At 63.7% G+C, this 25,409-nt stretch carries 22 protein-coding genes and 2 pseudogenes; 9 read left to right on the forward strand and 15 right to left on the reverse strand.

Going from position 1 to position 25,409, the window contains the following annotated elements:
- Nucleotides 1-372 precede the first annotated feature (372 nt).
- Both ACLMAL_RS37790 and ACLMAL_RS37795 read left to right on the forward strand, forming a co-directional pair.
- A complete protein-coding gene (locus ACLMAL_RS37790) occupies nucleotides 373-735 on the forward strand; it encodes a hypothetical protein (protein ID WP_412003449.1) in 363 nt (120 codons plus the stop codon).
- 910 nt (nucleotides 736-1,645) lie between these two features.
- Entirely contained in the window at nucleotides 1,646-2,902 is a 1,257-nt protein-coding gene (locus tag ACLMAL_RS37795; RefSeq protein WP_412003450.1) for a threonine/serine exporter family protein, read from the forward strand.
- Nucleotides 2,903-3,479: 577 nt separating this feature from the next.
- On the opposite strand, the gene ACLMAL_RS37800 is transcribed toward ACLMAL_RS37795, so the two are convergent.
- Complete coding sequence (locus ACLMAL_RS37800) at nucleotides 3,480-4,973, reverse strand: long-chain-fatty-acid--CoA ligase (RefSeq protein ID WP_412003451.1); 1,494 nt, start codon at nucleotides 4,971-4,973, stop codon at nucleotides 3,480-3,482.
- 355 nt (nucleotides 4,974-5,328) lie between these two features.
- On the reverse strand, nucleotides 5,329-6,429 hold the full coding sequence (locus ACLMAL_RS37805) for a metal-dependent hydrolase family protein (RefSeq protein ID WP_412003452.1): 1,101 nt from the start codon (nucleotides 6,427-6,429) through the stop codon (nucleotides 5,329-5,331).
- Nucleotides 6,430-6,754: 325 nt separating this feature from the next.
- On the opposite strand from ACLMAL_RS37805, the gene ACLMAL_RS37810 reads away from it, so the two are divergent.
- Complete coding sequence (locus ACLMAL_RS37810; protein WP_412003453.1) at nucleotides 6,755-7,408, forward strand: TetR/AcrR family transcriptional regulator C-terminal domain-containing protein; 654 nt, start codon at nucleotides 6,755-6,757, stop codon at nucleotides 7,406-7,408.
- Between the two features lie 51 nt (nucleotides 7,409-7,459).
- Here ACLMAL_RS37810 and ACLMAL_RS37815 read toward each other — a convergent pair whose 3' ends face one another.
- The 5 genes from ACLMAL_RS37815 to ACLMAL_RS37835 form a co-directional block, all read right to left on the reverse strand.
- Nucleotides 7,460-8,200, reverse strand: a complete 741-nt coding sequence (locus ACLMAL_RS37815; RefSeq protein WP_412003454.1) for a hypothetical protein — start codon at nucleotides 8,198-8,200, stop codon at nucleotides 7,460-7,462.
- A 178-nt stretch (nucleotides 8,201-8,378) separates the two neighbouring features.
- On the reverse strand, nucleotides 8,379-10,040 hold the full coding sequence (locus ACLMAL_RS37820) for an amidohydrolase (RefSeq protein WP_412003469.1): 1,662 nt from the start codon (nucleotides 10,038-10,040) through the stop codon (nucleotides 8,379-8,381).
- A gap of 26 nt (nucleotides 10,041-10,066) precedes the next feature.
- The gene (locus tag ACLMAL_RS37825; protein ID WP_412003455.1) at nucleotides 10,067-11,326 is read right to left on the reverse strand and encodes an MFS transporter; all 1,260 of its coding nucleotides are present in this window, start codon (nucleotides 11,324-11,326) and stop codon (nucleotides 10,067-10,069) included.
- 445 nt (nucleotides 11,327-11,771) lie between these two features.
- Complete coding sequence (locus ACLMAL_RS37830; protein WP_412003456.1) at nucleotides 11,772-13,037, reverse strand: hypothetical protein; 1,266 nt, start codon at nucleotides 13,035-13,037, stop codon at nucleotides 11,772-11,774.
- Between the two features lie 253 nt (nucleotides 13,038-13,290).
- Nucleotides 13,291-13,503 carry a hypothetical protein gene (locus ACLMAL_RS37835; protein WP_412003457.1) on the reverse strand — a complete coding sequence of 71 codons (213 nt, stop codon included), beginning with the start codon at nucleotides 13,501-13,503 and terminating at the stop codon, nucleotides 13,291-13,293.
- A 670-nt stretch (nucleotides 13,504-14,173) separates the two neighbouring features.
- On the opposite strand from ACLMAL_RS37835, the gene ACLMAL_RS37840 reads away from it, so the two are divergent.
- The gene (locus tag ACLMAL_RS37840) at nucleotides 14,174-14,806 is read left to right on the forward strand and encodes a hypothetical protein (RefSeq protein WP_412003458.1); all 633 of its coding nucleotides are present in this window, start codon (nucleotides 14,174-14,176) and stop codon (nucleotides 14,804-14,806) included.
- A gap of 759 nt (nucleotides 14,807-15,565) precedes the next feature.
- Here ACLMAL_RS37840 and ACLMAL_RS37845 read toward each other — a convergent pair.
- A pseudogene (locus ACLMAL_RS37845) lies at nucleotides 15,566-16,719 on the reverse strand (IS3 family transposase).
- 166 nt (nucleotides 16,720-16,885) lie between these two features.
- On the opposite strand from ACLMAL_RS37845, the gene ACLMAL_RS37850 reads away from it, so the two are divergent.
- On the forward strand, nucleotides 16,886-17,455 hold the full coding sequence (locus ACLMAL_RS37850) for a hypothetical protein (protein ID WP_412003459.1): 570 nt from the start codon (nucleotides 16,886-16,888) through the stop codon (nucleotides 17,453-17,455).
- Between the two features lie 619 nt (nucleotides 17,456-18,074).
- Here ACLMAL_RS37850 and ACLMAL_RS37855 read toward each other — a convergent pair.
- The 4 genes from ACLMAL_RS37855 to ACLMAL_RS37870 form a co-directional block, all read right to left on the reverse strand.
- Nucleotides 18,075-18,446: a transposase gene (locus ACLMAL_RS37855; RefSeq protein ID WP_412003460.1), complete on the reverse strand. Its 372-nt coding sequence runs from the start codon at nucleotides 18,444-18,446 to the stop codon at nucleotides 18,075-18,077.
- Nucleotides 18,447-18,914: 468 nt separating this feature from the next.
- Nucleotides 18,915-19,778 (reverse strand): DUF1206 domain-containing protein, encoded by an 864-nt coding sequence (locus tag ACLMAL_RS37860; protein WP_412003461.1) that lies wholly within the window; start codon nucleotides 19,776-19,778, stop codon nucleotides 18,915-18,917.
- 215 nt (nucleotides 19,779-19,993) lie between these two features.
- On the reverse strand, nucleotides 19,994-20,203 hold the full coding sequence (locus ACLMAL_RS37865) for a hypothetical protein (protein ID WP_412003462.1): 210 nt from the start codon (nucleotides 20,201-20,203) through the stop codon (nucleotides 19,994-19,996).
- Between the two features lie 208 nt (nucleotides 20,204-20,411).
- On the reverse strand, nucleotides 20,412-20,642 hold the full coding sequence (locus ACLMAL_RS37870) for a hypothetical protein (RefSeq protein ID WP_412003463.1): 231 nt from the start codon (nucleotides 20,640-20,642) through the stop codon (nucleotides 20,412-20,414).
- 568 nt (nucleotides 20,643-21,210) lie between these two features.
- On the opposite strand from ACLMAL_RS37870, the gene ACLMAL_RS37875 reads away from it, so the two are divergent.
- Together ACLMAL_RS37875 and ACLMAL_RS37880 are read left to right on the forward strand one after the other, a co-directional pair.
- Nucleotides 21,211-21,384: a CsbD family protein gene (locus tag ACLMAL_RS37875; RefSeq protein ID WP_412003464.1), complete on the forward strand. Its 174-nt coding sequence runs from the start codon at nucleotides 21,211-21,213 to the stop codon at nucleotides 21,382-21,384.
- 84 nt (nucleotides 21,385-21,468) lie between these two features.
- Entirely contained in the window at nucleotides 21,469-21,624 is a 156-nt protein-coding gene (locus ACLMAL_RS37880) for a DUF6131 family protein (protein ID WP_387297121.1), read from the forward strand.
- Nucleotides 21,625-21,688: 64 nt separating this feature from the next.
- On the opposite strand, the gene ACLMAL_RS37885 is transcribed toward ACLMAL_RS37880, so the two are convergent.
- From ACLMAL_RS37885 to ACLMAL_RS37895, 3 genes are all read right to left on the reverse strand, one after another.
- A complete protein-coding gene (locus ACLMAL_RS37885; RefSeq protein WP_412003465.1) occupies nucleotides 21,689-22,507 on the reverse strand; it encodes an RNA polymerase sigma factor SigF in 819 nt (272 codons plus the stop codon).
- Between the two features lie 198 nt (nucleotides 22,508-22,705).
- Nucleotides 22,706-22,909 carry a hypothetical protein gene (locus ACLMAL_RS37890; RefSeq protein ID WP_412003466.1) on the reverse strand — a complete coding sequence of 68 codons (204 nt, stop codon included), beginning with the start codon at nucleotides 22,907-22,909 and terminating at the stop codon, nucleotides 22,706-22,708.
- 188 nt (nucleotides 22,910-23,097) lie between these two features.
- The gene (locus ACLMAL_RS37895; protein WP_412003467.1) at nucleotides 23,098-23,403 is read right to left on the reverse strand and encodes a hypothetical protein; all 306 of its coding nucleotides are present in this window, start codon (nucleotides 23,401-23,403) and stop codon (nucleotides 23,098-23,100) included.
- 176 nt (nucleotides 23,404-23,579) lie between these two features.
- On the opposite strand from ACLMAL_RS37895, the gene ACLMAL_RS37900 reads away from it, so the two are divergent.
- Both ACLMAL_RS37900 and ACLMAL_RS37905 read left to right on the forward strand, forming a co-directional pair.
- Nucleotides 23,580-23,894 (forward strand): hypothetical protein, encoded by a 315-nt coding sequence (locus ACLMAL_RS37900; protein ID WP_412003468.1) that lies wholly within the window; start codon nucleotides 23,580-23,582, stop codon nucleotides 23,892-23,894.
- 408 nt (nucleotides 23,895-24,302) lie between these two features.
- Nucleotides 24,303-25,307, forward strand: a pseudogene (locus ACLMAL_RS37905) (NADP-dependent oxidoreductase).
- Nucleotides 25,308-25,409 lie beyond the last annotated feature (102 nt).

Genomic DNA, 25,409 nt, shown 5'->3' on the forward strand with positions numbered 1-25,409 from the left:
CGAAACCGGCACCGACAGCTACCGACTCACCCGCACCGCCCTCAACAACGCCGCTGCCACCACTTCGACGACGCTGGAGCAACCAGTATTCACCGATGCTCAGCAGTCACTGGAAATCGTGCCCTGACCAGTACTCTATCGGCGAATTACGACACCGGCCCGGCGCCCGAACACAGGCCAGCACCCGGAGGCACAACACCCTGTGACCACACCAGACCCTCATGATCAGGCCAGCCCCCTCTTTTCCGGTCTCACCGTCGACGACGCGATCGAACTCGCCGAGATGCTGACGTTCATCGACAACTGGGCTAACAGGCAGCGACCCGGCCAACTCCAGCGCAGCCGTCTCCGCAGGTTCCCAGCTGTGCCAGTATGGCCGCACTCGGCGATGATCGGCATATGACAACTACTCAACCACCGCGGTGGTGGCTCGGCTGGAAACGGGCTCTGAAAGCGATCGCCGCTATCGCGATTACCATCGTGTGGGGCTTTGCCGGCCTGATCCTCGTCACGATCAACGCGCTTTCTGGCGACTGCGACGTTAGGGCGTCATGGACCAGCCCCAAAACGGCCGACCATGCCGCCGGGACCATCGGCATCGGACTTATCTGGGTTGCCCCCTTCATCGTCGCCGCCGTGCTACGCCGCACTCGGCTGACGCTGGTCCTGGTCGGCTTCGCAGTCGCGATGGCGATCCTTGCCGTATCCAAGAGCGGCTGCGTGGGTATCGCCTGAACCAGGCCATTCACCTTGGGACGGGAGCGAGCTCGACCGCAAATCGAACGGCCGGGCGCGTCAAAGTAGCGAACGTTCGCGAGATCATCGGCACGGGTCGGCAGCACCCCGGGTGGGGCCTGCACGAGCTCCGACATTCCGGGCTGACGCACCTCGTTGAGGCCGGCGCGAGCCTGCTGGCGCTGATCGTCAAGTCGCGGCACCGCAAGACCGAGATCCCGCCCCACGACCTCCACGCCGAGCCTTTCTGACACGCTCAGCCACCGGACGCGCCGACCGGGGTGACGTCAAAATTCACGGATACACCCGCCCCGGATTGGCCCCGAGTGACGTCGAAATTCACCGATAAGCGGTGTCAGAATTCGCACTTACGGCCACCCGGACGGGCGGCATCCATCAGAAGCGTCGGCGACGCCTACGACAACGCACTCGCCGAGTCGATCGTCGGACTGTTCAAGATCGAAGTCGTGCGCCGGCACCCGCTGTTCAAGCCCGCAGCACGACACCGAGCGGATCCTGGCTGCCGCGCAGCAGAACTCGGCGTCCAGATCGTGTGGTCGACCGCCGTTGGGGAGTTCCTATCCAGCACAGGGCATCGGTGAAGGCCGACGGGAAGAACAATGATCGGGGCGACCGCTCAGCCCACCTGACGGCTTTCACTCCAACGGCACACTTGCCCAGGTGCAGCGACTTTGCCGGGTAGCATCGTTCGCCAGCGCGCGGGGCGATGCACCAGAGCGGTGCCGGCTGTCCGCCGCCCACAGGTGCCGCGGACATATCCCGGCCCGGCCCCCGCGAAGGCGAGTGCGGCTGCCACCGGACGCCGTCACGACAGCGTCTACCCCAAAGAACCCCAGCACCCTGAGCACGACGTCAAGCAACGAACCAGAGGTGCGCGACGATAAGCACCATGCCCAGCACGTCGCCATCACCCCGGAACCATTCCCAGCCAGAGGCGGACCCGCGCCGCCGACTGCTGCTCGATGTGGGCGCCGCCTTACTGAGCGGCGGTCTTCCCGTACACGAGGTGGAGGAGGAGCTGCGCGAGCTGGGGCATGCGTTGGGAGCAGCGGACGTGCGCGCCGCCGCCCTGACCACCGGGCTGTTCGTCGCTCTGAGCGCCGACGAGGCGACCGTGTTCCAACCCGTCGGTCCCGCTCTGCGGTTCGAGCAGACTGCCGACATCCTTGAATTGGTGCGTCGGCTCCGCATCGGCGAACTCGACGGCCGTCAAGCGCTGTCCGACCTCGATAGGATCCGCCGAGCGCCCGCCCGTTGGCCCGCGTGGGTCGCGGACCTCGGCGCGCTTCCGGTCGGCGTGGGGCTCTGCTTGTACCTGCAACCGGCGCTGCCGAATGTCGTCGCCGCCGGGATCGGCTCATTGATCGTGGCGGGGCTTACCGTCCTGGCGCGGCGCTGGCCGCCGCTAAGGCCGCTCGTACCGGTCACCGCCGGATTCCTCGTCTCCGTCCTGGTGCTGCTGGCCGCCCGGGCCTCGCTCCTGGACGGCGCGCTGCGCACGATCGTGGCCACCCTGGCGATCCTGCTGCCCGGCAGCCTCCTGGTCACCGGGTTGTCCGAGATCGCCGCCGGTGCCGCCAGCGCCGGAACGGCCCGGCTGGTGTCCGGATCAGTACAAATGGCGCTCTTTCTCACCGGGGTAGTAGCCGCCGCCACTGCCACCCACGCACCGGCCATCGCGCTAGCCAACGTCCAGGTCCCCGAAGCGGGTTGGTGGACGATCTGCCTGGGGCTGGCACTCGCCGTGGCAGGAATCATCGTCAACGTCAACGCCCCACTGCCCGCTATTCCATGGATCGTTGCTGTGGTCGCGGTGACCGCCGCCGTGCAGGTCACGTTGAGCTCCACCAATGGTGCCGCGGTAGGCGGTCTGGCCGGTGCGGTCACCGCCGCGATCGCGGCCAGCATCGCGCACTGGATGCCCCGAGGCCCGTCCTGGCGGGTGGCCTACCTGCCCGCGTTCTGGATCGTGGTGCCTGGCTCCTTCGGCCTGCTCAACGCCGCGCAGATCGAGGTGGGCGACGGGGCCCACTCCGTCGTCATGGCTGTGTCAGCAGTGTTCGGGGTCTCGGTCGGCACCCTGATCGGCTCAGTGATCAGCCGCATCCCGCGTCCCACCGTGGCCCTGCAGCGATGGCGATATTGACCCGCTGGCCGGCCTCGCACATCGAGGGCCACGAGCACGAAGTCTCCCGGTGCGGCCTTGCTTGCGGGCACTCTTTCATCCCCCTGACGAGCACCGGCGTGACGCCACGTATTACCGCCGTGTGCCACCAGGCTGCCTGCGGTGTAGTGCAGGTTTGCCCTGCGGCTGGGGCCTCGCGGTGCGTGGGCCCCTCGGATTCGGGGCGGCGAAAACCGCTGGAACTGCGGGTTCACGCGGATGGGTGCGACAACAGCAATTGTCGTCGGTCACACAGACGGATCCCGGAGTGACTCGCGAGGGAGATTGTGCGGGGCGCATCCCGACGGGCGGTACGGCTGCGGACAGCTACCTGACACAGACCGGGGTGGTCGTTCGTAGCTGAGCGTTAGACCGGGACAGCCGAGGTCAACGGGGGCGTCCGCTGCCGCACACGCGCAGCGCACAACTCATCCTCTGGTTCGCTGTTCTGTGCTCACGGCTCGCGTCTACAGGTTGGCCGAGGCGGTTCAAATGCAGTTGGGTCGGGAACCAGAAACCCGGTTCCCGACCCCGCTGTCGCCTTGCGTGGTTGTCGGGACTACTTCACCACCGCGGCGATGTCCCGCTTGAGGATCTTGCCTGTGGCGCCCTTCGGCAACTCGTCCAACAGCCAAATGTGTCTCGGGTACTTGTAACCGGCGACCAGCGACTTCGCGTGCTCGATGAGCTCCCCGGCAGTGGCGGTCCGCCCAGGCTTGAGGACAATCGCTGCGCCCACCTCCTGCCCGAGATGCGCATCCGGGATGCCGACGACAGCAGCCTCCATGACCGCCTCGTGTTCGTAGAGCACCTCCTCGACCTCTCGCGGGTACACGTTGTATCCGCCGCGAATGATGAGGTCCTTCTTGCGATCAACGATGAAGTAGTAACCCTCGGCGTCCCGTCTTGCCAGGTCTCCCGTCCGGAACCAACCGTCGGTGAACGCTGCCACGGTCGCCTCCGGGTTGCACCAATACCCCTTCATCACGTTGTGCCCACGAATCACAATTTCCCCGACGGCATCGTCACCGACGTCATTGCCCGACTCGTCGAGCAGTCGCATTTCGACGCCCCGCACCGGCAACCCGATCGAGCCGGCTTTACGCTCCCGGTCCGGCAGGTTGAAGGACACGACAGGGCTCGTCTCGGAAAGGCCATAGCCCTCGAGCACCGTGCATGCGAACGTCTCCTCGAATCCGCGCATCACCTCGATGGGCATCGAGGCGCCCCCGGAAACACATATCCGCAATCCCGCCAGATCGTACGAGGTGGCGTCGGCATGGTGCAGGAGCGCGGAGTACATCGTCGGGACACCCGCGAACACGGTGACCCGATCGCGTTCGAGCACGTCGAGCACCTTGCCGGGTTCGAACCGGGGCACCAACGTCAGCAGAGCGCCTGTCTTGACCGCGGCGTTGATCGCGACGGTCTGGCCGAACACGTGAAAGAGCGGCAGTGCGCCGAGAACAACGTCATCAGCGGTCAGGTTCACCAATGTCTCTGCGACGAGTTCGCAGTTGGCCGCTAGGTTCGCATGGGTCAGTTCGGCGCCCTTCGGCTTTCCCGTGGTACCTGACGTGTACAGAATGACGGCAGTGTCGTGGTCAGCCCGGTCCTCGATCTCCCGCACCGGATCGACAGCGGCGAGCAACGCAGAGAAGCTGTCGGCTGAAACGATGGTGGGCTCGATACCGACGGCACCGGCGGCTCGGTGCGCAACATCCGCGAAGTCCTCCGACGCGTAGCAGATCCGCGCGCCGGAATCGGCGAGGTGAAATTCCAGTTCCCGCTCTTTGAGTAACGGGTTGAGTGGCATCACGATGCCGCCTGCACGGAGCACACCGTAGTAGCAGATGGCGAACTCGGGAATGTTGGGCAGGCTGATGCCCACGACGTCGCCGGGCTGGAGTCCGCCAACTTTCAGCAGACCGGCCATCCTGGCGGTGGCGTCATCGAGTGCAGTGTAATCCATTGTCCTGTCGCCGATTCGGATGGCGGCGCTGTGGGGAGCCCGTTGGACGGTGGCTGCGAGATTGAGTGCGATATTGCCCATGATTCTTCTCCTTTGATCCGGCAACGAGTCGGCATTGTGTGGGCGCCCGCCCACTCCGCCGGACCTGGGGTCGTCAATTCACCCGGCCCACTGGGTGCGAATGTGCGTCGGCATCGATGGCCGCAGACATAGATGCCTGAGTCCTCGCACGGTGGCGAGGCCCCGGGCATCCGTTCTTGCGGTTTCTCTGTAGGTCGGACGTCGTGGCCTCGACGGCCCTCGGTGCGGTCCCGAGAAGGCTGCAGGGAAGCTTGACGATCAAACTCCCGTGGAGCACGCCGTGAGGCGCGGACGGCTTGTCGAACAACCACCAAGCAGGTGATCGTGCGGGCCCGAGTCGGATGCGGTGACGGAACTACCTGTGGTCCTTGACGATGCGACCACGCTGCAGAACGAGGGCGATACGGTCGCGGTCGGCGAAGATGGCCGGGTCGGTCAGTGGGTCGCCACGGAAAGCGATGAGGTCGGCATCTTTTCCTACCTCGATTGTGCCGACCTGGTCGGCGATGCCGAGGATATCGGCGTTGATTCGGGTGGCGGAAACAAGTGCTGCCATGGGGGTTTCGATATTCGCGCGGAGGACGAGCTCATGTCCGCGGCCGGCTTGGTTGGCACCGACGAGGTCGGAGCCGAGTCCGACTCGGACTCCGGCAGCACGGGAGGCGAGGAGGCCGTCGATCTGGCCCTGCATGACTACGTCGATCCGGTCGGAGATCGATGCAGGTAGGCCCGACGATTCAGCGTTCTCGGCGAGAGCATGCACGACGGCCAGGGTGGGCACGTGTGCGACGTTGTGTTCGGCCATGAGGTGTGCGGTGACGTCGTCGATTTCGGAACCGTGTTCGACGCATTTCGCCCCGGCCGCGACTGCGTTGCGGATACCGGCGTTGTTGTGTGCATGCACGGTGACGTAGGTGCCGCGTGCTTTCGCTTCGGCGACCGCGACCGCGATCTCTTCAAATGAAAACTGAGTGTCAGTGAGTTTGTCGTGGGTGGAAATGACGCCTCCCGTGACGCAGAGCTTGAGGAAGTCTGCCCCGCGGCGGAAGGCCGCGCGGACGTTCTTGCGCATCTCGTCGGGCCCATCGGAAAGCATTGACAGGCAACGTAGCCCGGGGATGTCGTGGTCGACCCAATCGGAGGTGGGTTCCCATTCGGCAGCGAAATGCCCGTGTCCGCCCGTTTGGCACTGTATTGGCCCGCATTGCAGGATCCGTGGGCCGGCTATCTTGCCCGATGCAACGACTGCCGCGAGTCCGGCGTCGATGCCGCCGACATCGCGGACGGTGGTGAATCCGGCATCGAGGGTTTGCGCGCAGTTGCTGAACATGTCAGCGGCGAGCTCGGCGACGGAGATCTCCCGTCGCATGCTCGGGGTGATTTCGCTGGACGCGCCGAAATGCACATGTGCGTCGATCAGGCCGGGGGTAAGGGTGAGACCCGTACAGTCCAGCACATGTGCACCCGTGGGCGGAGCACCTCCGACCGCAGCGATCCGGCCATTCTCGATGGCCACACTCTGAGCCGCGACCGGCTCACGACCAGAACCGTCGACGATTGTTGCACCAGTCAGCCATAACGACATTGCGCATTGCCTCCAACGCATGAGTAGGTTCGGCGGGGCGCTGCCGCCAGTTAGGTCCATACATGGTTGCGCTCGACCGGCCTAACCGAATTAGATTCGGTTAGGATGTATGAGGGAGGTCTCGGATCAGGAGCCTCTCCCGCGGAGCTTGATTCGCTGTTCCGCGGCCGTTTTCGAGTTGTGAACAGGAGAGTTGATGGCGCGCCCGGCCCAGCCGATCCTTTCGGCGGAGATCATCACCGTTGCAGCGCTTCGTGCTGTCGATGCCACGGGCGACTTCACCATGCCTGGCATTGCCAAGGAGCTGGGTGTGCGACCGTCCTCGCTCTATACACACGTGTCGGGCCGAGCCGAGATCGTCGAACTGATGCGGATGCGCTTGCTGTCGGGCATCCCGGTTGCTGATGAGTCCCAGGGCTGGAGCAAGAGGGTGGCCAGCATGGCGTGGGAGTACCGGCGTACCGCCGCCAAGCATTGGCGCTTGATTCCCCTCCTTGCTGCGCATACGGCGCGAACGGGTGCTGTTTTCGGCATCGATAATGCTCTCGCACAAGCATTTTCAGACGGCGGGTTGGCTCCGGCAGAAGTTCTTCATGCAATTTCGACACTGGACAGTTTGGTCATCGGCTCGGTTTTGGACTTGGCGACGCCGGACGTGGTCTGGACAGAGGCACCGAACGCGAACGAGGCGATGGCCGCTGCGCTCGCCACCTCGGGACCGAACCCGGGTCGCGCAGACGCCGCGTTCGAGTTCGGCCTGCGAACTCTCATCACCGGATGGTTGGCCCAGGCGCTGACAGGAGTCTTGGATTCTGCCGCTATTTCCGTCCCTGGCAACGCCGCCGTGTAGAACGCCGTCGTCACGACAGCGATGCCACCACATGAACGCGGGCCCGACGGTTCAGGCCGGGGGTGCCGGAGGGCTGTTGATGGCGTTGAAGAACTGGATACCGCTGGCGATCGCCACCGGTCCGCCTACCAGCACCGTGCCTGCCACGGCACCGATGGCGCCGGCGGCGGCGCCGGTCACCAGGCATCCGCCGATGAAGCCTGGTACCGCCAGGGTGCCGATGGACGGGACCGCGACGGCGCTGCCGATCAATGCGCCGCCGGCGACACAACCGATGCCGGCGCCGATCGCCGTGCCGATGAGGCTCCCTATCCCCAACCCGAGCGCGACCTCGGTGCCGAACACCAGAAGTGCGTTACTGAACTCTGGGGACTGAACGTCGGCTGCTACTGGCTGTAGCGGAAGCCCTGCGAGCTTGGTCGGTACTGCGGTGGCCGGGTCCGTGCTCGGTGACAGCGTGGCCGTATTCCCGTCGAGTCGAGCGGCGATCGGCCAGTCCTTTCCGTCCCGCTGATATGTCAGCGGAATGCCGGCGACCAGATTGCCCGAGGAGTCGAGGACCTGGAATTGGGTCCCCGCGGTGGTGAGCGAGCCGGAGTCGGTCGTGATGACCACCGAGCTGTCGACAATGCTGGCCTTGTAATGGATGCCGGGGGCGATGTCGGTAGCGACTGTGCCGTTACTGTGCGGCATAGACCCGTCCTGAGAAGGAGCGGCGCCCGCCGTTCCAGCGGCGATGCCCATCGCGGCGACAGTGAACGCCGTTGCGACGGCGAACTGGTTGAGCCTCATAGCAGTCTTCTTTCGTGTTGTGGACAGCATGTATTCACAAGCCGCTCAGGGCGGCTGGAGAGATTGGATGTGGCGCAGGGGAATTCGCACTGCAGTCGTTCGAATGCAGTGGTTCGGGTGGGTAGAACTTCACGTCACCGGACGCAGGAACAGAGTTTCCAGAAGCGCTTCGGGATGGTCAGCGCACACCTGCGGGCGGCGCGCCGGTTTGCTGGTACCGCACCGCCCCGGCGACCACGGTAAGTCGCACGCGAGTGGTGAGCAGGGAAGTGTTGCCCGCTGTGAACGGATCACTGTCCAGCACCACGAAATCAGCCGCCTTACCCTTGACCAGTTGTCCGGTCAGTTCCTCCCAGCGGCAGGAGAAGGCGGCATCACGGGTCCCATGTGCAAGAGCGTCCGCGAGTGGTAGCGCGTACTCGGGCAGGTTGGGCTCGCATGTCGGGTCGGTTGCGGATTTCCGGGTGGCGGCGATGAACATGTTCGGTAGCGGGGAGTGCGGCGCTGTCGGCGCATCGGTACCGAACGCCAGGACGGCTCCCGCCGCAGTGAGTTCGGACCAGGGGTACGCCCGCTCGACGCGGTGGTCTCCCAGCATGGCGCGCCAGTTGTCTTGAAGGGCAGGGTCGGCATGCACCGGCTGCATCGACGCGATCACGCCCAGGCGAGCAAGCCGTTGGACGTCGGACTTCGTGATCGTCTCCACATGCTCCATCCGGTGACGGCGGGAACGGTCCCCGTTGACCGCGACAGCCTGCTCGAGGGCGTTGAGGGCGATGCTCGAGGCCTCGTCCCCGATGGCGTGCATGGCGATTTGCAGCCCCGCGGCGTCGGCGGCGACGACCACCGGTACCAACGACTCGAGATCCCACATGGGGTCGGAGTGACTGCCGTCGGCGTACGGGTCCTTCATCGCCGCTGTGCAGCTGTCGATGACACCGTCGATGATCAGCTTGATGCCGACGATGCTGAACCAGTCGCCCTGGAATTGGCGGCTCAGTTCGACCGCCTCTTGGACCTGGCGGAGGTTCTCGGCCTCGGATGCGTTCCTTATGATCCGCCAGTGGCCGGCGACGCGAAGTGGCAGCGTTCCGCCTCCCTTGTCCGAGGCACGTTTGATCGCCGCGACGTCCTCGGCGCCGAGCCCCATGTCGATGGCCCCGGTGACCCCATCGGCAAGGTAGTTCCCGAAAGCCGCGGCCAACGCAGCGTCAGCGTCGGCATCGGATACGTTGCTCGAGAGCATCGGCCACACAAACTCCGAGACTGCCGTCTCATGCAGCATTCCGGTCGCCACTCCGGTAGCACGGTCTCGAACGATCTGCCCGCCCATCGGGTCGGGCGTGTGCTCATCGATGCCGAGTTCACCCAGAGCCGCGGTGTTCACCCAGACCGAGTGCCCGTCGTAGGACTCCACATACACGGGCCGTTCGGGTTCGACCTCGTCGAGCATCTGTCGCGTGGGGGCACGGCCGTCTAGCGCGGTGACGAGCCAGCTGCGGCCCAGGATCCGCGGAGCCTCAGGATTCAGCTCCGCCGCCTCCCGGATTCGGCTCTGTATCTCCCTCAGATGGCGCGCACCCGTCAGGTCCACTTTCTGACGTGACAGACCCATCATGAGCAGATGCGTGTGGGCGTCGATGAAACCGGGAACCACGAAAGCTCCTGCGAGATCAACGATCTCGGCGCCGTCGGCCAATGCGTCGGCTGTCGGGGTGTCCCCCACGTAGGCGAGCTTGTCACCGTCGACGATCAGCGATGCCGCCCAACGGGGTTCATCGGCAGTGAAGATACGGCCGTTGCGGTAGTGAGTCTTCTGGATGTTCACACAGTTCTCCATGGAAGTGGGCTGAGACAAATCAGGCATCAGACGATCGCCGCCTCGTTGAACGACGCATCTGATTCACCCTGGTGGGGTGCCGATTCACGCTCGGTGCGCGAAGCCAAACGAGCGATCGCGACGATGGGAGATACGAGGGCAACGCTGATGCCCCCAAGAATGAGGCCGAGAACGTGATAGCCCAGGGTCTGCGAGATGAGCGTTCCGAACAGCGGAGCGAACGCCGAGCCCACCATGTAGGTACCCAAGATCGGCGCCGACCAGCGACCCGAGGGGTCCAAGGCAGAGGCAATCGCGACGATATACATGAAGACGACGGCGTACACCGTGTTCCAGGCGACGATCAAGACGACAAACATCGTCGGACCAGTCGCCATGCAGGTGCCGAGCTTCAGTGCGCCGCCCAACAGGAGAAGTATTGCGATCGGAATGGTGCGACCGAAATGGGACCCGATCAATGCGAGCGCGAGAGCAGCGAGAATGCCGCCGGCGGTCGACAAACTCAGCGCGAGACCCATCTGGTGTTCGCTCAGGTTCGCGGTGTCAGCACCCATAACGCCTGCGACCGTCCACATCGAGTCCTCACTGATGGCCCACACCGCGAAGCATGTCAGCAAGGTGAAGCCGGCAATAGTCAGCGACGTGCGGGAAATCCCCTCGGGCAGAACGGTCTTCGTGGCATCTTCACGGAGGTTGGTCTCGTGGTCAATTAGGGAAGCCGGCAGCCAGGTGGTGGTGAAGGCAACCGCTAGAGCGAGCGCTGCGACGATACCGAAAGCATTCGTCATGTGAGTGCCCAATATCGGGATCAGTGCCAGGACTGCCGTGATAACCACCCGGTTCACGAGTCCGCTCAGACCTGAGACCCGGTTGGAGTTACGCAACGCTGCCAAGGCGGCGCCACCAACGGCCACCGCTCCGCCGCTGGCCATCCCACCAACGATGATGCCGACCACCGCGACCGGGGTGGAAGGCACGAAGGCGGCGATGCCGAAGCCGGCCGCCATCGCGATCATGCTGACGCGCCCGAGCAGATACCGGGACCTCGGCTCGGCCCATCGGGTGGTGGCCAGACAGGTCAGGGCGCAGGCCAGAAGGCAGGCAGTCATGACGCCGCCGGCGGCATCCTCCCGGAAGCCGAGGTCCTCGCCCATAGCGATGATCATGAGAGGCATCAGGTTTCCAGTCATGGCGCCGACCAGCAAGGCGCCGAACGTGGAGATTCCACGTCCGGGGGTCAACCGCACCCGACGGTCGACCGGCATACGGGGTTCTGGCTGTTGCACGGGCACTGCTCCTCGCCTCGAGGCATAAATGGTCCGCCCTTACCGAGTAGGGCGCGCGAGACCTGGATCACAACCGAATGTGATTCGGTTTATTATGGGGTCGACTCCTGGACAACGCAAGACCCAAACCGAACCTAGTTCGGATACGATGGTGCGGGGTTGCGGCCGGAGGAGTGGCAGGCCGCCCAACCCACCGGAGAGACGATCGTCGAGGTGCGGCGCGACTGGAAGGTGTGACCAGTACACCGGCGAATCTCTCAGCCCTCGGCGCCGCGCTCCCATCGCATGGAATCCGTCAGGACATGTGAGCCGGGCCAGTTCGGGTTCCAAAATGACGGAAGGCTCAGTCGGCGCCGCTCGCCGGCGTGATCCACGAAGGGAGCCCATGGGTTTCGTGTAGCCCTGAAAGGGTTGACGCGGGGCGGCAAGGCGCCTCGTTCTTTCGTTAGGCGCCCCGGAACACGCAGAAAAGCTGGGCGATGTTGGTGTGCTTGTCGTGGTAGACGGCCAAACCTGGCTGCCCGTCGGCGGTTGTTCCGAGGTTGGTGTGCCCGCTCCACGACGAGCCGTTGAAGAATTTGTGGTACAGCTTCTTGTCATCTCTGCCGCGGAACACGCAATGGAGGTTGTCCTTGTAGACCGCCAGGGCCGGACCATTTCCCGCGGAGCTCCCGACCGGGCTGTGTCCTGCCCAGGAGGAGCCGTCGAGAACTTTGTGGTACAAGGCATTGTCCGAACCTCGAAATACGCAATGGAGACGGTTTTTGTAGACCGCCAGTGCCGCGCCCTGTCCGACAGTGTTCACGATCTTGGTGTGCCCTCCCCAGGAGGAGCCGTCGAGAACCTTGTGGTACAAGGCATTGTCCGAACCTCGAAATACGCAATGGAGACGATCGTTGTAGACCGCCAGTGCCGAGCCTTCTGCCACAGTGTTCACGATCTTGGTGTGCGATCCCCAGGAGGACCCATTGAAAACCTTGTAATACAGCCCGTTGTCCATACCCAGGAATACACAATGAATTCCGTTGCGATAGGTCGCCACGGACGGGTTCGAGTTGCTCGAGGGGTTGCCGGGGAAACTGACCCCTTCGCTCCAGTTCTTCTCACCGTCATAGGTGCTGTACCACAAGTACTTGTCCGGGGAGCCGCGATGCACACAGTAGAGGGCGCTGTTGTAGACCGCCAGGCTCGCGCCTTCGGCACTGCGGTTTCCGGGGAATTTTTGGTGATCTCCCCACGCGCCACCAGCCGCGTCGAGGACAAAGTTCTCGGGGGGATAGTCGTAGACGGCAGTATCCTGGGGGTCTCCATAGACCTTCCAATAGAGGAGGTCTTTATGCTCACCCCGGGCGGTGGGAATGAGCATGCCGGGAGCCAACCAGGGGGAGGTCAGCTTGGCGCCGTTGCCCGTCTGCTGGTCGACTGCTTTCATCACATCCCATCGGAGTTGGACGATGAGTCCTGCGACATCCCCGAGGGGAGCGGGGAAGACATGCCCGACGAGGTCGGAGATGAGGCTGACAATGCGGTCTCCCCCCAAGGCGACCAAAGCCCGGATACTTGCATGGTTGAAATGCACATGGAATCCCCACCACTTCGATTCCAGCCATGTGCCGTTACGAATATCGTCCTGCAGACTCAAAGTGTCGACGTCCCGTGGCGCTTCGGCTTGGCTCATGGTCGCGGTGTCCTGCGTCGGTTCGGTACTCATAGTTAGTTCCTTTCCTGGCAAATAGTGGGCAGGCGAGAAGCAACATGCGGGAACAGCGTGGACTATCGCAGCCGAGTCGCCGGGCTCGGCGGGAGTGATGGGCGGCGCCTTCTTGATCGGCGTGGAATTTATCCGAAAATGTTGCGGAGCGACGGTGTGTCCATAGTCGCGGAATCTGGCGAGACTCTGGTTCGATCCGAGCCGCGGTAAATGAGAACGCATCGGAGGAACCTTGGTATCGCAATGACCGCCATCATGAAATCTGGCGAACCGTGTCGGGTTCGTTCTGAATGCCACTCACTTTGCGGAGTAATGATCGGTTCGACTGGGCTGAAAGCACTTCGCATACGTCGAAGTCGGCTTCCTTGGTCGGTTCGTTCGCGACCATGATCGGAGCTTTGATCATCTCACTGGTCAACTTGCCGAACGGCTCCGCACCGTTGGGTAATTCATCAAGGCGACTCATGACTGTGCCCTCTCCCCGGGCGGGACTGCAGTAGACGCTCATAGTTATGGTCTCTTGAGCCCGACTGTTTCGCAGGCGATTTCGTGGAAACAAACCGGGCAATGGTCAAAACTTGTGAATAACCGGGAAGGGGTAGCTCGCAAGGTTGTCCTCGAATCCAGCGGCCGGTGCCGCCTTCGAGTGGCTACCTCGTCGTCGTGCCCAGCAACCGGCGTCACCGTCCCCGCGTTCGCCACGACCAACCTTGGCAAGACCGGCGCTGGTGGCGGCAGCGAATATCAGATCCCGGCCGCACTCACCGCGCCAGGTCCGCATCCCGCGACGCAGAACCGGCCGCGGCCGAACGCAACGCCTCGGAGGTGAGCGTTGATGAGCGGGAAATGCACGTACCCTTCGAGTCTGGCGCTCAGTTCCTGCAGCCGTCTCGACATCGGTGTGACCGCTCAACCCGAGCGGTAGCCAAGGTTCGAGGTCGACCTTGTGTTGGACGGGAGGGAGAACTAGACGTTCGAGTACCCCCTCGGCGCCATGGCGGGGGCCGAGCGAAACGCGCGCCCAGCGGCATGAGCGTGCATTCGTCCGTGGTGGTTCGCATAAGCAGTGTTCCTGTCGTCTGGGCGTGCAACTATGTGCTTCGATCGACGACCTTGGAAACGGTAGGAAGAACCTAATGACGCTGACGCGAGATGAGGCATTGGGGCTACTGACAGACTCGCTGTCGGCGCGGCGGCGACGAGGCGCCAAACGGCTGCGCGCGCTCGCCGACCCGACTACAGCAGTCGAGGTCCGCACGGCCCTTGAACGTGAGGTGCTCGACAAGCGTACCTGGGAGACCCAGTACCAATTGGTCATGGCACTGGGGATGGCAGGCAACCGAGCCGACGTCGAACAATTGAAAAGGCTTGCGCTGCAACCTCGCTCCGCGACAGCAGTCAACTGCGCACTTGGAGACGCTATTGTCCGTCTTGGTCGTGAGGACGACACTGACCCGGAGCCTCTCCTATGGTGTCTTCAACAGGACGTCGAACTTCTTGCTGACGGCGCAGTGCGCGCGGTAGCGACGCTGCGCCTGCACCTCCCCGATACTGCGGTGAACGGCGTCCTCGACTACGCCGAAGCCCATTTCCACGATCTCAACCACAAGGCCCTGCCGTACTGGCCAGCGGTCGCAGCGGCCGGTTGGTCCGGGCCTCGCGTGCAGGCTTTTCTGAGCCGCTGCGCACAAGACAGCCGCCAGATCGTCTCGGCCGCAGCAAAAGATGCTCTCGAGGGTCGTTACGGAAACTACATGAGCGACCTGTAGCGAAGCCGGACCTGAAAACACACGCTCATCGGCAGATGCGGACGTTTGGACAACCGCGCGCCCAGCGGCATGAGCGGACTTTGGTGAGTCACAGCCAAACGCACGCCTCGACCCCAGCATTTTGCCTTCGCACACAAGGACTCACCGGCCCTCAGAAGTGGCCTGATTCCGAGGCGATGGGCGGCGACGGTGGATCCGCGACACCACCCGTGGCAACGTCGTCGGTTCCGGGGGTATGACCGAGCCGGACCAGGCGATAGCCGAGGTGCGTGACGGCGTCGACGCTATGTACCCGGGTGGGCTCCACCACCAGGGAGCCAGGAGGGTCTTACGGGCGGGTACGAAGCGATCGTCGAGGCCCTCGGGCGCTCCCGCCCTCGCTCACCACATCGAACCTTCCTCGCCGATCTACGCAACGAGGGCAAGGCCGCCATCAACACCCTCACTGGCCTACTGCTAGGACCTCATCGCCTTCGGCCACCACCGCGACGGCGAGGTCGGCGAATTCGACGTCAACCCCGGTGCACGCGTTCCTGTCCGAACAGGCCGACCTCGGAGCCTCCACCCGCGCGCGGTGGTCCGCTCGTTTTGCACCTGGGCCTACCGCCGAGACCTAATCGACGCCGGCTGGGGTCTGGTAGCCCCGAGAACCCCGTGTGTAGCCACTCGTGCTCTGCTCGGGGTTATTGAAGTGAATCCCCCCGGCGAGTCCGGGGACTTTGATGTACCCCGGTTTCCGCGGAGTCGGGTTGCTGGACCCTAGGCCACTGGTTGGTTTGCGTGGTAGATCATCTCGTACTCGATCGGGGTGCGCATGCCGAGGGCGGAGTTCCGTCTGCGGCGGTTGTGGAAGATTTCGAGGTATTCGAAGATCGCGTTGGCCAACTCGATCCGGGTCTTCCATCTTTGCCGGTCGAGTAGCTCAGTTTGCATTCTGCCCCAAAAGGATTCGATGACTGCGTTGTCATAGCAGTCTCCGATCGAGCCCATCGACGGCACGAGTCCGGAGCGTTTCGCGCGATCGGTGAATGCCCAGGAGGTGAACTGCACGCCGTGATCGGAATGGATGATGGTCGCGCCCGGCTCGGGTGCCCGGTTGGCGATCGCCATGCCCAAGGCGTTGGTTACCAGGGCGGCGGTTTGGCTGGAATCGATCGACCAACCCACCACCCGCCGGGAGAAGGTATCGAGCACGACTGCGCAATACACCTTGCCCTCCCGGGTGCGATGTTCGGTAATGTCGGTGACCCACAACCGCTTTGGCTCGGATCGGGTGAATGCCCGCGACACCAGATCACCCGCAGTCGGAGTCTCGTGACGCGGTCTTGGGCGCCGGTTGCCGGGCAAGCCTTTGAGCCCGGCTCGGGCCATCAGCATCTCGATTTGGCCGTGGCCAACCGTCAGTCCGAGACCGAGGGTGAGCTCGGCGTGAACACGCATCGCACCGTAGACGCCGCGCGAGGCGGTGTGTACAGCGCGGATTTGGTCGGTCAGCCAGGCGTGGCGCAAGTCCCGGTTCGACGGCGGGCGCGAGCGCCACTCGTAGAACCCGGAATCGGACACATCCAGCAGCCGGCACGCGGCCTGTACCGGCAAACCTTCCGACGCCATTGTGGCTATCGCCGCGTATCGCCTTTTGGGTCGTTCGGCTCCGACAGCAGCTCCCGAGCCCTTTTCAGGATCGCAACCTCGTTCTCTAGCTCCCGAATCCGCTTCTTGGCCGAGGTCAGCTCGGACTGCTCGCCCCGCGTCAGGCCCGGCACCTGGCCGGTGTCGATCAACTCCTGCTTGCGCCAGACGTAGATCGTCTGATCACTGATATCGAGATCCGCAGCGACCTGCGCTACCGGACGACCGGCAGCGACCAGATCGAGCACCTTGCGACGGAACTCCTCGGGATAGCGCTTCGCCACGAACAAGTCTCCTTCGACGATGTCGTGGCCAGAAGTCAAGCAGACCGACTCCGGCAAACCCGGGGCACATCACTTAACCAACGCGTGGAATCCCCACGGGCTCAACCCGTTACAGTCGTTGGCGGATGCCAAGCTGACGCAACACAGTCCCGTACCGTGGCGGCCGATGGCCGATGTACCGAATGCCATGTTGCCGGTGGCGCAACTGTATACGCGTGACGTCCCCGGGTTACGTCCGCCACCGGGCAAGGATCTGCTGCAGATACTCTGGTGCCCGTTGGACAACGCCGACGCCATGCCCGAGACCGCGCTGGTGTGGCGCACCGCCGCCGACGTCACCGACATCCTGAATGCCCCACCGGTACCGGCAGCGGTGGATTTCGGCTACGACTACATACCCTTGCCGTGCACGGTGGAGCCGGAACGCATCATCGAATACCCGAGCGATTTCGAAGAACTCGGCAGCGAGCCGCTGGAGCAAATGCGACAGTGGGCGAGCCAGCAGCAAACCGGGATAGATCCGGATGACATCGAGATCTGGTTCATCGACAACATTTGCGTTGCACCCGGGTGGAAGGTCGGCGGCCATATCCGGTGGGGGCACCACGGACCCCTTTCCGCAGCCATGCCCCACCTGTGGTACCGAGACCGAACCGCTGCTCACCGTCGCCTCGTGCGAATGGGACGCCGGAACCCACAGCTGGATACCCTACGAAGATCAGGCCCTCGCAGATGATTACAGCACGACCATAGGCCCCGACGTCACAATTGCTCGCGGTTACAACATGATCCTTCGCGTCTGCCCAACGTCACCCGATCACCCCCACGACCAACTGATGCAGTAGGCCCGTATCAATGGCCAACCAGTCAGCCTGCGATGGCCACTGACACATCGCCCGCCGTGACATCGACATCCGCTAGAAGACCCTGTGGCGGATGCTCTACGAAACCTGCGCCCGCACAGACGAACTGCTGCAAATCAACATGGGACTGCCCCCGGTTCGGTTGACTCCTGATCTGTGAGGACCTAGTCCTCGCTGGAAGGATGTTCACCATGCCGAAGCCGTATCCGGAGGAGTTCCGTCGCGACGTGGTCGCAGTGGCCCGCAAGGGCCAGACATCGTTGAAGCAGATCGCGAAGGATTTCGGGTTTCGGAAGGCTGCCTGCACAACTGGCTCAAACAAGCCGACATCGACGAGCGTCACCGCCCCGGCTTGTCCCGGGAGGAGTCAGCGGAGCTGCGGGAGCTACGTAAACGCACCAAGCAAGTGGAGCAGGAGAACGAGATCCTGCGACGCGCAGCGGCGTTCTTCGCTCGTGAACTGCCCCCAAAATGACTCTTCTATGGGTGTTGTCAAGCCATGGCATGCATTTGTCGGAACACGGCTCGGCAGACGTAGCGTTTGAGGTTGCGCCGTATCTCGCGGGGTGATTTACCTTGGGCGCGACTGCGTTCGGCGTAGGCGCGAGTGTCGGCGTCGAAGCTGAGCCAGGTGCGGACGATGACGTCGAAGGCACGGTTGAGTTGGCGGTTGAGGCGGTGGCGGACGGTGTTGCCTGAGGATGCCGATCGTGGGGCGACGCCGGCCAAGGCTGCGAAGGCGGCTTCGGAGCGTATCCGGCCGTGGTGGGAGTAGGCGCAGATGATGATCGCTGCAGTGACCGGTCCGATGCCGGGCACGGATTGCAGTCCAGGAGAAGTCTTTTCGGCGAGCTGACCGAGCATCCGAGTGACGGACGGCAGTTCATACGCGATCCGAAAAGCGGCTTGTTATGTGGAAGGCTGCAGCTGTGATGTCACGAACGCGGACAGGTTCTGGCCGTGGCCGTCTCGTGGACGCGGCCTGGTGCTGTCGCCACGTCACGGAGAGGGTGCGGAGAGGCCACTCGTACCGTCAAGACCTGCGGGACGTCGACGGTTAGCGATGGGACTGGCGCCTGGAAGGCTCGGCGTCTGAATACCGGACGTCGGCGATGATCTCGTCGAGTGAGGCGCTGCTGCGATTCACCTCATCGGCTCACAAGTGACACACAATGCTCCTACATATACAGCAACAACCACTTGCGGGATCGAGGAGACACTGCTGATCCAGGCGGCGATGTCAACGCGCACTGATGACCTCGCGTAATGGCTCAGACGGCCGCGTTTCGAGTAGTGCCCCAGTAGGTCGTACCCGGGGTTGCAAGAGAGCCACTACATCTTGGCGTATCGGGCCATGGCAAAGCTGTAGAGGCCGTAGGTGATGATGCCCAGGCCTGCCACGACAAGCAAGGCTACGCCGTAAGGTTGCGCCCCAAGGGTTTTGAAGGCGCCGTCGAGTCCGGCAGCCTTGTTCGGCTGGGATTGGATCGCGGCGAGGATCACCAGCACCCCGACCGCAGCGATGGCCAGTCCCTTCGCGACATATCCGATCGTGCCCAGACGTCGCACCAGGTCGCTGGTGGCGCCCTCGAGATCCCCAAGGAAGTTCTGTCTGACCCCTTTGTAGATGTGGTAGCCGCCGATCGCGATGATGATCAGCCCGCCCGCGACGAGGGCGATCGTGCCTGCGGTGGTTTGCATCAAGCGTCCGGTGAGCCCGGCACTCTGGCCGCTGCTGGACTTGCCGCGTCCGCGGGCGAATCCGAACGCGGAGATTGCGAAGGCGAAGTAGACCACCGCCAGGGAAAATGCCTTGAGGCGATTGATCGCTTCGGATTTCTTGCTGTCGGCGTCAGGTCTGGACGAGCTGCCCAGTGCCGCTTCGGCGAGCCGCCACAGCGCCATCAGCAGAAACGCGACGACGCCCACCCACAGGGCGAAGACGCCGCCCGGTTTGCTGGCGAGTTCGGTCATGGCGCCGGATTGGTCGGCGGTGCCGGCTGTGCCGCCGAGGGCGATTCGGATAGCGATGTAGCCGATGATCAGGTGGACGATGCCGCTGACGACGAAGCCTGCGCGGGCGAATCGCTCGAAGACGCTGTTCTGGACAACCCGGCCTGCGGTGGACGACGAGTTGTCATAAGGCGCCGACGACGAATCGGCGGAGGACGCCTTGGAACGGTTGATATCAGCCATGGTGCCTTCCTTCACGCGGGTGGTGCGGGGCCGGGCACTGCGCATCGACGCAGGCGCCGGGATCTAATGTTCACGGCATCCTTGACCTTGATGCCAGCCTGCTCGAGGTTGCCCTCCGCGCGCGGTTCAGATCGAGCCAATGGCTATCAAGTGTTCCAGAGCGGCGGGCGAACATGGAATAAGTATGGAACAGGCGGCTGCCGACCATATGGCGATCACGGACTGGGTTGCGGCACATCGACGTGGCAGTTATCGACTTTCGGGTTCATGCCGAGGTAGTTGAGCGGCCCGGCAACGACAGTTGCCGCGATAGTTCCGGTACTCGCACAGTTCTCCGGTACGCTCCCGAAGTAGTGCCGTTGCCCAGCAGCGATCGCGCCGATGATCAGCCACACGAACACCAGCACTATGAGGACGCTGGTCATTCTCGAACGGCGACCTCCGCGCATTCTCCTGGCGTCGTTTGCGTATGTATCTCTCATTTTCTTATCTCCATATAGTCGAATGTCATACTGCTGGTGCAGATTTAGGGATCCGGAGCACCATTCGACACATACTCCGGACCCTGCGATATCCGGATGTGGAGAGTGGGAGGGCGTCGGGGCCCGATGGCGAAGCCGAGGGGTCGTCTGGTTACTCGAGTCGGTCCCGCCAACTCGGGTTGGTGCGGATATGCCGCGAGCCGCCGGCGCGTTCGTTGATGTCGCGACTGAGCGCGGTGTCTTCAGGACCCGATCGGCCGAGAAGGCGTCGTGCGGCGCTGCCGAGGGCGGGGCGCTGGACATCTGGCGATAGATGGCTGAGCACGGCCATTCCGATGGCGCCGATGGCTATGCCGACGATCAGGGCGATGATGACGATCATGTCGAGCCTCGGATCTGTTGGTTCTTCAAGTACAACAGCTCCGGCCACGGGGTGTCAACGGTGTAGGTCTACATCATCGAACTACATTGTATAGCCCGGTGGACCATCGGCTTCGATGGTGACGATCGGGATCACCCGCCGCGAAGAGCATGGGGATGGTCTGCTGCGTCTGTTGCTCACTGTCGGGCTAACCGCAGGTTTACGGGTCAGCGACCAGCGCGAGCGCGGGTGGGTCGACCGAGTTGCGTCCGGTCGGTTCGCCACCTGACCTCCGTGGATTCACGTGACATCCCGAATCGAGAGGCGTCTACTGGAGGTCTAGAACGTGGAGTTCCGGGTTGATCGTCATGGTTGTCGTTATCGGATTGAATGTTCTTCTCGCGGTGGTAGGCGGACTGAGCAAAGCGGTCATCGCCCACTCATTGACAAACGACGTCATGATGTTCGGGTCCTGTCGCGAAACGGCGTTTCCGAGCCGGAAGCGACCTCACCGACCGACATCAGCATCTCGAATAGTGGCCTGGATTTTGCATGTTCGCCCCTCGATCACCGACGAAAGGACCACACGATGAGCATTGGTAAGAAGATCGCGCACAAGGCCGAAGCTGCCAAGGGCACAGCCAAGAAACTGCTCGGCCGAGTCACCGGAAGCACTCGCCTGCGGACCGAGGGCCGCGTCGATCAGGCCACCGGCAACACCAAGCAGGCCGGAGCAAAGATGAAGGACGCCTTCAAACACTGATCCGCACACCCGTCGAGAGGGCCCCTTGCGGGCCTGCATCACACCCTCGTCACCCAATTCCAGCACCGAAACCAGGTAGCTACCATGATCATCCTCGGAATCGTCCTCCTGATCGCCGGATTCCTACTCAAAATCCAAATCCTCTGGGCCATCGGGATCGTGGTCCTCATCATCGGCCTGGTGCTACTGGCATTGGGGTCGATGGGTCGCGCCGTCGGCGGGCGACGCCACTACTACTGACGCCGCACCGTGCAGGGTTGTCGCACGGCACCAGCAGAACTGCCCCGACAATGGCGCTGGTTGTTCAGTCGCGTAATGCCTGTTCGCGCAACGAACTCAGCAGTCTGGCCAGAATCCGCGAGACCTGCATCTGCGAGACGCCGAGAGATTCGGCGATCTGGATCTGCGGCTGGTATTCATAGAACCGCATGATCAGCACTTGCCGATCCCGCTCGGGCAGCGCGGCAATCAACGGTTTCACGACAAGGCAGTCCTCGACGGTGCAGTACTCCGACTGCTCGGCACCGAGAGTGTCCAGCAGCGACGTCGGCGCGTCGTCGTTGTCGCCGCCGGTGTAGGCGTCGATCGAGCAGGTTCGGTAGCCGTTGCCGGCGATCAGCGCCTGGGTGACCTCGACCAGATCGACATCGAGTTCCTCGGCGATCTCCGCGGCTTTGGGCATACGCCCCAACCGCTGGGACAACGTGTCGATCGTGCAGGGGAGCTTCTGCTGGATTTCCTTGAGGCGCCGCGGTACTCGCACCGACCAGGTGTAGTCGCGGAAATGTCGGCGCACCTCGCCCATGATGGTCGGTATCGCGAAAGCGAGGAACGGCGCGCCGTGATCGGGGTCGAAACGGTCGACCGCGGCGACCATCCCCAATCGAGCGATCTGCAGCAGATCGTCGAAGTTCTCACCGCGTCCGGCGAACTTGCGGGCGATGTGCTCGGCCAATGGTAGACAGCGTCGGATCAGATCCTCCCGCACAGCAATTCGACGAGGGTCGGCCGCGTCCAGTTCCGCGAGCTGGACGAGCAATGGTTCGACGTTGTCGTAGCTGTCGGCGCCGCGGCGTGTGCGTCGTGTTCGTTCAGGGGAAGTCAGGGTCGGCTGATAGTTCATCGGTGCTGCCTCGGATCAGGTCCAGATGACATCGACAACCGCCGCAAACCCGGACACCGCAGTGTCGTAGGGGGTTCGGGGCCATTGTCGATCGAGTTGAGTGAGGGTCGCCACGATGCGTGGGCCGAAGCTTGCTCGGACCAGCGCGGTCTCGGTTGCTGCCGTCGAGTAGAACTCGACATCTACCGTGGCGTCTTGTTATGGGCTGGGTTGGGGCAGTTCGCAGTTGTTCACCTTGGGGTTGACGCCTGCGTAGTTCAGCGGTCCCGCGATCACGGTCACCGCGATGGTTCCCAAGCTTGCGCAGTTCTGGTCACGGTCGGTGAAGTAACCTCGTTGACCGGCGGCGACCGCGCCGATGATCAGCCATACGAGCACCAGCAACAGCAATAAGCGGGCCATCACGCACCTCCATTGGCTTCCGGCCTGCCAGGGGCGTGAATTCCCTGAATGCCGTGTCGAATTCGTTTCTCGTGGATCGAGGTTTCGATCCGATTGCCGATAGTGGATCGCCACATCGTGTTCTTCCTCTGAATCATTTGTCGCGTCGGCGAATCCAGGCGCCACCGGACCTCCCGGGACCGGCCGACCTATCTCCGATCAGCTGGCCCGGACTCGCGTCCGCGGGGCGTGGGCGGCTTTTCGGATCCCTGTCCGGCGGCATCGCCGGAGGCATCGGCCGCGGCGGTATTGCCGGTCTGGCCGGAGTGAGCAGGGGGGCCTTGGATGTCGAAGGGCTGCGGCCCGCCACATCGCCAGCCGCGTTCCGGGCCGGGTTGGGTGGGGTCCTGGCGGGCCAGGTTGAGATCGCGACGCGCCTTTGCTCCGCGGCGGGCGCTGCTGCTCGAGCCTGCGAGCAGCATGCTCAGCTCTGCCAGCTCGATGGTGATGACCATGGCGATCCTCGAAGCCTTCGCTCGGATCTTTTGCTCTTTCTAGTAGACGCCGCCCGGAACGGGTTGTCAACGCTGTAGGTCTACACTAGCGAACTACAGCGGTTCGTCCGACGGAAGGGGCCGGTCGGCCGCTCACCGAAGCACGACGAACATCGAACGATCGGATGTGGTCCGCCATGGGGACCTACTTGGACTCTCCCGGCCTGCCCTTCGCCCTGCACTTTTCCTCGACCGGATCCTCCGCGGTGGCCGCCGCCGCACGCGACTGGATCTCGCGCGGGCAGATCTTCACCGTTGCACTCACCGATGACTCCGACGCGGTCGAAAATCGTTATCTGCTGGTGAATTTCGGTGCCCTGCCCTGTCTGACCGTGCACAACACCGACATGCGCAACAATCTGGACGAACGACGCGTCACCTACGGCGCGTCCCTCACCGAGGACGGAGACCTCGCGGTCGAAACCCGCGCACTATCGGCCCACACCAGCTGACCGGAGCCACCGCCGGGGAGTGTGCGACTACATCATCGAGCTGAAGAGTGCAACCACACCATGACGGTTCAGGAGGCTCGCTGCGGGACCGAGTACCTACGCCGTGCCCGCGCGGATTGGCCAGGGGTTCTAGTAATCGCCGCCTCCCTGGACAACATCCAGGGAGGCGACTCCAGCCGCCTCATCCCTCGCCGCACCGGTGGCCCGACACCCGAAGGCATCGCGGCTGGTTCCCGGTAGCGCGCCGCTCCCGAGGTCCTCGGCAGAAGCCGCGTCGGTTATTGCCGCCCCGCGGCATCGGCGAGGTGCTCCAAGAGACGAGCAAACGCCGCAAAGTGTCTCGTACTGGGAGAGGCCCAGGATGAACGGAGATCTCGTCCTTTCGCGGACGAGAAACGAATAATGACGATGAAGACCTTCATGATCGAGCGGTACGGCGACCCGGCTGGAGTGTACGCCGGTAAGGTGCCCGACCCGCAGGTGGGCGTCGACGACGTCCATGGTCCGGATCCACGCGGCGAGCGTCAACCCGCTGGACCTCAAGCTCCGAGACGGGGACTTCAAGGCGATCCTGCCGTACCGTCTGCCGCTCATCCTGGGCAACGACCTCGCCGGGGTGGTGGTCCAGGTGGGATCGGGCGTTACGCGGTTCGCGGTGGGCGATGAGGTCTACGCGCGGCCCGACAAGGACCGCATCGGCACCTTCGCCGAACTCATCGCCGTCCACCAGGACGACGTGGCGATCAAACCGGCCACGCTCACCATGGAGGAGGCCGCGTCCCTTCCCTTGGTCGCCCTGACCTCGTGGCAGGCGCTGGTCGAACGGGCACACGTTCAGCCGGGCCAGAAGGTCCTGATCCACGCCGGCTCCGGCGGCGTCGGCACCATCGCCATCCAGCTGGCCAAGCAGCTGGGCGCGCACGTGGCCACCACCGCGGGCACGGCCAACGTGGACCTGGTGAGGGGCTCGGCGCGGACGTCGTCGTCGACTACAAGCAGCAGGCTTTCGAGACGGTCCTCGACGGCTACGACGTCGTCCTGGACACCCTCGGCGGCGACACGCTCGAGAAGTCCCTGCAGGTACTCGAGCCCGGGGGGAAACTCATCAGCATCGCAGGCCCTCCCGACGCGGCCTTCGCCCGCGAGCTGGGCGCGAACGCGATCCTCCGACTGGCGATGAGCGCGCTGAGCTTCAAGACCCGGCGCCGCGCCAAGCGCTGCAACGTGACGTACTCGTTCCTGTTCATGAGGGCCAGCGGCGACCAGCTGCGCGAACTCACGCCGCTCATCGACGCCGGGAAGATCCGTCCCGTCGTCGACCGTGTCTTCCCGTTCGAGGAGACCCCGGAGGCCCTGCGGTACGTCGAGGAGGGCCGCGCGAAGGCCGGCAAGGTCGTCGTCAAGATGACGTGAGGGCATGCCCTCGCGCGGACGACTGGTGAAGACATCCTCGGGCAACGCGAAGGCCCAGGCGTACCCCGAAGCCGTCGCCCAGGCCCGCACGGACTTCGCCGC

The organism is Nocardia sp. CWNU-33 (genome assembly GCF_046764895.1).
Taxonomy (GTDB): domain Bacteria; phylum Actinomycetota; class Actinomycetes; order Mycobacteriales; family Mycobacteriaceae; genus Nocardia.